The following is a 6631-nucleotide window of genomic DNA, read 5'->3' as shown; positions in this document are numbered from 1 at the left end:
ACCGGCCTCAAAGGATACCGGCCCATCCGAAGATGGCCCTATCAGCCCTGCCATAAACTGGAGGTGCTGAATCATGGCACAAAAAAACCGCTGGAGAGCGGCCTGTGCTCCTTTGAGATAGTTTGCCGGGTGCTGATTTTGCAGCTACGGGGCGATCATCTGCCTCTGTATGGCCTTACGTCAAGGGTCATGGTTTTGAGGTGGGTAATTTTTTGATCCAGTCACGGGTTCCAGCGTTATTCTTGAAACCATACCTCTTTGCAAAGGCTGCTGAGTTGTCATTGGCGAACTCAATGGCAATCTGCCGGTATTTGCATCGGGGCGCTTGCTCGATCAGGAAGTTCAGTAAAGAGGTGCCGTGGCCTACTCTCTTCTGGTGGAAGTGGATTCTGGCAATGACAAGGGTATCTTTTCCCCACTCTGTTTCCCCTGGCAACCATCGGAGATACAGGTCAAACAGCTTTCGCTTTGCAGCGATTAGGCCACTCTGGAGCGATATGTAGGCAGGCTTTCTTTTGTACTGGAAGCGCTTCATTAGGTACTGATTGAGAGCCTCACAGAATTGCTGCTTGTCCTGATTATTCACAGGCACTCCGAAAAAGGAAAGCCATGCAACCTGAAGAGTTCATGGCTAGTTAAGTCTCAGCCATGAATAGGATTAACAATATAAATAGTACCTCCATCCAACTTCATGACATTGAATACTTCTTACGATTCTGAATCTTTCTGTACGGCCTTCATAAATCCTCTATTTAAACCAATTGATATCACCGGAATACCAGCACGCTGACATACACTTTGAACATACTCCCTCCAATAAGGCCAGATATGGTACTCAGCATTCAGTTTTCCAAAAGTAGACAAGCTCTCATCATCAAAGCACTGGTTAGACGTGTACTGAGCTTCAAACTTTGCCTCAATAACTACTTTTGCAAAATCACTACTTTCTGAGCTTAGGGACTCATCAACAAGCCGAACTCCCATCTCATACTCGAATCGGTATCTAAACCTATCCCCTTGCTCTTGTGGGCTAGACTCATCCGTTGAGTAGCGAGTAAAGGCCTTAAATGTCTCAGAAGATAAATGCTTTTCTGAAATAGCCTCTTCCGCATCATCTGACACCAAAAGCCCACCACCTCTTAATAGCACTGCTATTGGGTTTAGGTGCTTAGAGACTTCTGAAAGTGTATCTTCTTTGTTCATTGACCGGCATATCTCAGTTGATTGCTACCTAACCCGCAACTTTCTGACTTCCCAGAGGATAGCCCCGCGCTTGGAGTAGAGGAGCCTTTCTTTCCCCATTTTTTAAGGTAATACACATTATCCACTATTAAATGATCACTATCGCTTTTCTGCCACTGATGACTGGAAGCCGCTTCTTTTACAGACAACTGGTTTCCATCTTCATATGCAAACGACAATGAAGGAGTTAATCCAAGAGAAAAACATATATCAGACAGAGTACGAAGTGTCATATTTCTTGCGCCACTAAGTATTTGAGAAACATAAGCAGGACTTTTCCCAAGCTTCTTAGCGAGATCACGCTTGCTGATATTCTCATCCTCCATATGGATAAGAATGTCCTCTGTAACATTCATAATTAAATTTTCGCGGGCGCAGATTTTCTTATTTTTTTCTGATGACTGTGCCCAATCGTCAAGAAAGTTACTCATATTTAATCACCCTTCTTCCAGTTTGCGCCAGTTATTGCAGACTATTTTTTTATCTGCTTCAGCCAATTCATTTTTATTTTTGAAAATACAGTGGCTAATAAAATATATACTTGGGTATCTTTTCGATAACCACATATAAACCCTTATCGGGATTTTTTTTAAGGCTCTAAACCTTCCATTACCCTTGCCCGGGAGATTTGCCTCCTGGGGGAAGTTATCCTGAGAGAGCCTGTTTCCATCAGATAAACGCTTCAATAGAGCTCGCAGCCTTGCTTTTATAGATGACTGCCTTCCTTTAGGGATATGCCCAAGAGCACTTTCATATGTATCTTTGGCTCCTTCGCAATACAAAACGGTATACCTACTACCTCTATGAGCTATGTCCAAGTGACGCAGTTCTTCAGGGAGAAAGCTCTTGTCTACTTCTTCCGAATTTTCCACTTTGCCCTATATGATCCCATAAGCCCCACTTGATGAGGCATACTATAATTTAATATATATGTTAACCACAATAGGGTAATAACACTTTTGATATGTATTTATGTACCTAAAAAGTGAAGAAAAAGAAAATCTTTATGGAACAGTTAGTTAGAAACATCCAATATTTCCAACCGTGCTTTCAATGGCATTACCATTTCAAAACGGTATAAGGAACTCTACAAAAAATACTCTTTGACATACCCATTCGCTGACACTCGATAGCGCAGTTTTTAATGGTTGACCTGTGCCAGCCTTTTTGGTTAACGGATCATTATGCAGCTTTGGCGTAGTTTCTCAATAACTACTGGAAAGCCCACAAGGCACACTGCGACAGGCACTTTCAATCAAGCCCGACAGCCTTGGGAACAGTCCATCGCCTGTTAACCTGTCAGTCAAATAATTCCAAAATGAGAGACCATACAGGCGACACGTCTTCTTCAGGCTGGCAAAGGTGTCGCGACATTGCCGCCCCGCATCGCTTCGCGTCCCACCACTGACCTTTCGTCGCTTCACATATTCCCGTATCTGGCTCTCGCTCAGGTTGTTGTGCAGCGGTAAGCCCGGGTCTTTCAGAACCAACAATAACTCTTCTTCGATCAATGCCAGTCCTGACAGTGCGTCCTGAAGAGCCTCACAACACGTTTTCGTCTGGATAAGCGCGTGAAAACCCTGCAATACCTTCTGTGCCTTTTCTTCGTCGGGCTCAGACTTGAAGGCTTTCAGGTCATCGTAAATGGCCCAGAACCATGTCCTGCACCACTTTTGCGCCATGGCTTGCTGATCATTAACCGGATGGATTTTAGCCAGTCCTCGTTCTGCATGAATCCAGCACTGACTGTGTTTGAAAACATCGAACTGACGTGCGCCATCGCTGAAGGTGGTCAGGTGGCCTGCACCATGCTCTATCAAGCTGGCATAAATCAAGGCTTCGCTGGCCTGTCTGCAACGCTTCTCTCCCGTCAAGCCTTGTTCTTTCATGCAGGCTTGCCAGGCATCATGGTCCAGGAAAGTCACTCCGAGATAAGGCCTGAGCACGCGCAGCCACTTTTCAGGGTACTTGCGCCCCTCCAGATAGGCTATGGCATTTTCTGTCAATGTGTAGGTTCGCCATGGCCGGTGTAGCAAGCTCAGGAAGTTCTCCCGGCTCTTGCTGCCTGTGCTGGCAAACCAGGCAAAGGACTCGTTATTGATGATGGTACAATAACCATTTTGCCCTTTATGCCTCGTTCCGGTGTCGTCTGTCTGGATGTAACTCGAACAGCGAAGGCCTGTCGTTAGCAGTTCATCTTTTTCGGCATGGAACTGATCATGTCCCCGGGTTAGCAACAGGCTTAACTCGCGTCTTCTCATTAGGCTTTTTTACCTTACGTTTCTTTGAGGTCTCAGGATCACTTGTATCGTTGCCCTCTGCTCCAGTGTTGTCATCGGGTGGCTTGGTATTGGGCTTTATATCCGGTTTTGGGGGCAATTTTTTCAGTCGACGAATCTCAGCCTCAAGCGCTTTGACCTGCCCTTGTAGCTGAATAATCTGTTCTTGCTGCTGAGTAATCTGCTCTTGCTGTCGGGTGATGAACTTCAGAAGCTTCTCAAGCAGATCCGGTGGCAGTCCGTCGTGCACTGAAAAAGTCATGTAAAGAAAGTAGACGATTGACTGGGGTTCTTCTCATTCCAGCACTTATTGAGAAACTACGGTTTAACTTGTTGCCTTTGCCCCGGCCTGCGGTGGATTTGGTGGTGTAGCTGCCAGTCCACACATCAATATGTTCAAGAAGGTTTTCAAGAGGAGCTTCAGGGTTCATTACACGGTCTCGCAGGCCAGCATATTCATAATCAGGCGGATCAGGGGGTCTTTCTGTTTGGGGTCGGATTCGGCAACCAGCAGGGTCAGTGCCGCCAGACCGGTGTCGTTGATGACTGGTTCACCCTCACCGTTAAACAGGCGGTTATTGCGGTTAAGGAAGTCTACGAACAGAAAGGCTCCGCTGCGTTTGTTGCCATCCGTAAAGGGGTGGTTTTTCACCACAAAATAGAGCAGGTGGGCGGCTTTGCTTTCGAGTGTAGGGTAGGCGGGGTCACCGAAGACGGTTTGATCGAGGTTTCCCAGCAAGGCGCCCAGACCATCACCACGGGGTTTGGCAAACAGGTCGGTGGCTTCCTTTCTTTCCATCAGGTTCTGCTTCAGGCTCAGCAGTGCGGCCATGGCCTGCTGTTCACTGGGCAGGGTGCCACCGGGCTGGCCAGACGGTTCGTTCAGCAAACCTTCGTCATAACGCTGCAGCCAGAGGAGTGTCTGAGTGTAACGGCTGACAATCTCTACCAGGCCTCGCCCGGTTTCGGCGTGCAGTTCCGGTGTGGTCGCAGCCTTGCGGATAAGCTTCAGGGCGGCTTCCAGCTCACGGGCATTGTCTTCAAATCGCTGCTGGTTGATGGTGTAGCCACGGGTCAGGTGTTCCTTGAGGGTACGGGTAGCCCATTGGCGGAACCGGACACCCTGCCGGGACTTGACCCGATACCCCACGGAGATCACCACATCCAGAGAATACAGGGCTACGGGCTTGTCGGAGCCACTAATATGCATTTTTTGCATATTGCTTTCCCGCTCCAGCTCCTCTTCCCGAAAGACGTTATTGATATGCCGGGAGATCACCGACTGATCCCGCTCAAACAGGGTGATCATCTGCGCCTGATTCAGCCAGACGGTATCCCGCTCCAGACGGACTTCTATCTCACCCTGCTGACTTTGGAAAATGGCAATATCATCGGCCGCCATAATTAGCTTTGCTCCAGAGAAGGATTCAGTGCCTTTCCGAGAATATCCTTTAACTGCTGCCGAATAGCCATCATTTCCTGTTGCTGGTCGGCGTAAGCCTGCAGCAGCTCGTTCGGGTTGTGACTCACCTGCTCACTGATGTGAGGGTTCTTGATATCGAGGTTGTAGTTGCGAGCTTTGATTTCATCAATGGAAACCTTCCACGCCTGCTCGTTCTGCTCACGGCTGGCAAAGCCGTCTTCTTCGTTACCCCACCAGGCCATCTCCGGTTTGAACTCTTCAAACTTCATCGGGCGGGTTTTGCTGTAGTTTTTATAGCCTGCCGGGTACGGGTGCTCGTAGTACCAGGTGTGTTCGGTGGATTGCCCCTTGGTGAAGATCTGGCCTTTCCGTGGTCGCCAGCCTTTCAGGTCGATATCGAAATCCACCCGCACCACCTTGTAGGGTGCCAGGAAGCCGTCTTCGATACCCTGCTTCAGTGAGTAGCAGTAGATGGGCTTGCCGAAGTAGTCGATGTTGGAAACTTCTTCTGTCTCTTTTGGCGTGGCTGTGAGGCCGATGTGGGTGCCAGCCGAAAAGTATTCCAGTATTTCGCGCCATGCGGAGTCTTCTCTGGCGCTGCCACGGTGACACTCGTCAATCACGATCAGGTCGAAGAAGTCTGGTGAGAACTGTTTGTAGATGTTCTTCTCTTCTTCGTTGCCGGTGACGGCCTGATAAAGCGACAGGTAGACTTCGTAGGACTTGTCGACCTTCCGCTTGCTGATCTTGGTCATGGCGGAGCCGAAGGGCTTGAAGTCGTTGTTCTTGGTCTGGTCAACGAGGATATTGCGGTCGGCCAGAAACAGAATGCGTTTGGGCTTGCCTGCACCTTTCGGTTGCCAGGATTTACTCTTCCACAGTCGCCAGATGATCTGGAAGGCTGTGTAGGTTTTGCCGGTACCCGTCGCCATCACCAGCAGGGCACGCTTCTGACCTTTGGCGACAGCTTCCACCGTGCGGTTGATGGCGTTGGCTTGATAGTAACGAGGTGTGCGGCCTGAGCCATCGTCATAGTAGGGTACAGAGACTGTCTGGCTGGCAGGCTCGTCCAGGCCCTTGTAGGCGCAGTAACGTCGCCACAGCTCTTCGGGGGATGGGAACTCATCCAGGGTCAGTTCAGTTTCAAGTTGGCCACCTTGGCCGGTGCGGTCGTGGAACAGGAATCCATCTCCATTGCTGGAGAAGATAAACGGCACATCCAGTGCATCGGCGTAGGCCAGTCCCTGCTGCATACCTGCACCGAGACTGTGCTTGTTGTCCTTGGCCTCTATGATGGCGATGGGTTGGTTCTTCTGGTGGTACAGGACGTAATCCGCCCGACGCTTCTTGCCGCGCGTGTGGAGCTTGCCACGGACGATGATGCGACCAGCGGTGAAGGTGACTTCTTCGCGGATTTGGGTGTGAATGTCCCAGCCTGCCTGCTGGATAGCGGGGGTTATGAACTTGGTGCAGATGTCACGTTCGGTTAGCTTCCTTTTGCTTTCCATAATCCTCATCCGCACAGCTTACAGATAAGGCAATATTATATACATCCATGCCCGTGTATTTAAGAGGGGTCATATTTAAAATCAATTGAAACAGAACTTATTTTTCATGCGCATTTTACCTAACCAAAAATACTTTGAGTTAGGCTGGACAGTCGATTGCACTTATTGCTTGAATCCAG

The 6631-nt window shown here is 49.0% G+C and carries 8 protein-coding genes; all 8 read right to left on the bottom strand.

Features of this window, described 5'->3' with window-relative positions; all coding sequences use genetic code 11:
• Positions 1-187: 187 nt before the first annotated feature.
• The 8 genes from E1189_RS03690 to hsdR all read right to left on the bottom strand — a co-directional run bounded on the left by E1189_RS03690 (position 188) and on the right by hsdR (position 6452).
• Positions 188-586: a GNAT family N-acetyltransferase gene (locus tag E1189_RS03690; RefSeq protein WP_155158721.1), complete on the bottom strand. Its 399-nt coding sequence runs from the start codon at positions 584-586 to the stop codon at positions 188-190.
• A gap of 122 nt (positions 587-708) precedes the next feature.
• A complete protein-coding gene (locus tag E1189_RS03685) occupies positions 709-1203 on the bottom strand; it encodes a hypothetical protein (protein ID WP_155158720.1) in 495 nt (164 codons plus the stop codon).
• On the bottom strand, positions 1200-1673 hold the full coding sequence (locus E1189_RS03680; protein ID WP_155158719.1) for a helix-turn-helix transcriptional regulator: 474 nt from the start codon (positions 1671-1673) through the stop codon (positions 1200-1202). Before E1189_RS03680 ends, E1189_RS03685 begins: the two co-directional genes overlap by 4 nt.
• Positions 1674-1679: 6 nt before the next feature.
• The gene (locus tag E1189_RS03675; protein WP_155158718.1) at positions 1680-2114 is read right to left on the bottom strand and encodes a hypothetical protein; all 435 of its coding nucleotides are present in this window, start codon (positions 2112-2114) and stop codon (positions 1680-1682) included.
• A gap of 333 nt (positions 2115-2447) precedes the next feature.
• Positions 2448-3503 carry an IS66 family transposase gene (locus E1189_RS03670; RefSeq protein ID WP_155158717.1) on the bottom strand — a complete coding sequence of 352 codons (1056 nt, stop codon included), beginning with the start codon at positions 3501-3503 and terminating at the stop codon, positions 2448-2450.
• A complete protein-coding gene (locus tag E1189_RS03665) occupies positions 3460-3771 on the bottom strand; it encodes a hypothetical protein (protein ID WP_155158716.1) in 312 nt (103 codons plus the stop codon). The genes E1189_RS03670 and E1189_RS03665 overlap by 44 nt, the downstream gene beginning before the upstream one ends.
• A 180-nt stretch (positions 3772-3951) precedes the next feature.
• The gene (locus E1189_RS03660) at positions 3952-4923 is read right to left on the bottom strand and encodes a virulence RhuM family protein/type II toxin-antitoxin system death-on-curing family toxin (RefSeq protein WP_155158715.1); all 972 of its coding nucleotides are present in this window, start codon (positions 4921-4923) and stop codon (positions 3952-3954) included.
• Positions 4924-4925: 2 nt separating this feature from the next.
• Positions 4926-6452 (bottom strand): EcoAI/FtnUII family type I restriction enzme subunit R, encoded by a 1527-nt coding sequence (gene hsdR / locus E1189_RS03655; RefSeq protein ID WP_196221164.1) that lies wholly within the window; start codon positions 6450-6452, stop codon positions 4926-4928.
• Between the last annotated feature and the right edge of the window lie 179 nt (positions 6453-6631).

This window comes from Parendozoicomonas verongulae (genome assembly GCF_009711465.1).
GTDB lineage: Bacteria > Pseudomonadota > Gammaproteobacteria > Pseudomonadales > Endozoicomonadaceae > Sansalvadorimonas > Sansalvadorimonas verongulae.
The sequence above is the reverse complement of the archived record's forward strand: the minus strand, read 5'-3'. Positions and strand labels throughout refer to the sequence as shown.

Bases quoted from the DNA above. Each gene is read 5' to 3' on its own strand.
- E1189_RS03685 (WP_155158720.1), bottom strand. From the start codon at position 1,203: ATGAACAAAGAAGATACACTTTCAGAAGTCTCTAAGCACCTAAACCCA.
- E1189_RS03680 (WP_155158719.1), bottom strand. From the start codon at position 1,673: ATGAGTAACTTTCTTGACGATTGGGCACAGTCATCAGAAAAAAATAAG.
- E1189_RS03670 (WP_155158717.1), bottom strand. From the start codon at position 3,503: ATGAGAAGACGCGAGTTAAGCCTGTTGCTAACCCGGGGACATGATCAG.
- E1189_RS03660 (WP_155158715.1), bottom strand. From the start codon at position 4,923: ATGGCGGCCGATGATATTGCCATTTTCCAAAGTCAGCAGGGTGAGATA.
- hsdR (WP_196221164.1), bottom strand. From the start codon at position 6,452: ATGGAAAGCAAAAGGAAGCTAACCGAACGTGACATCTGCACCAAGTTC.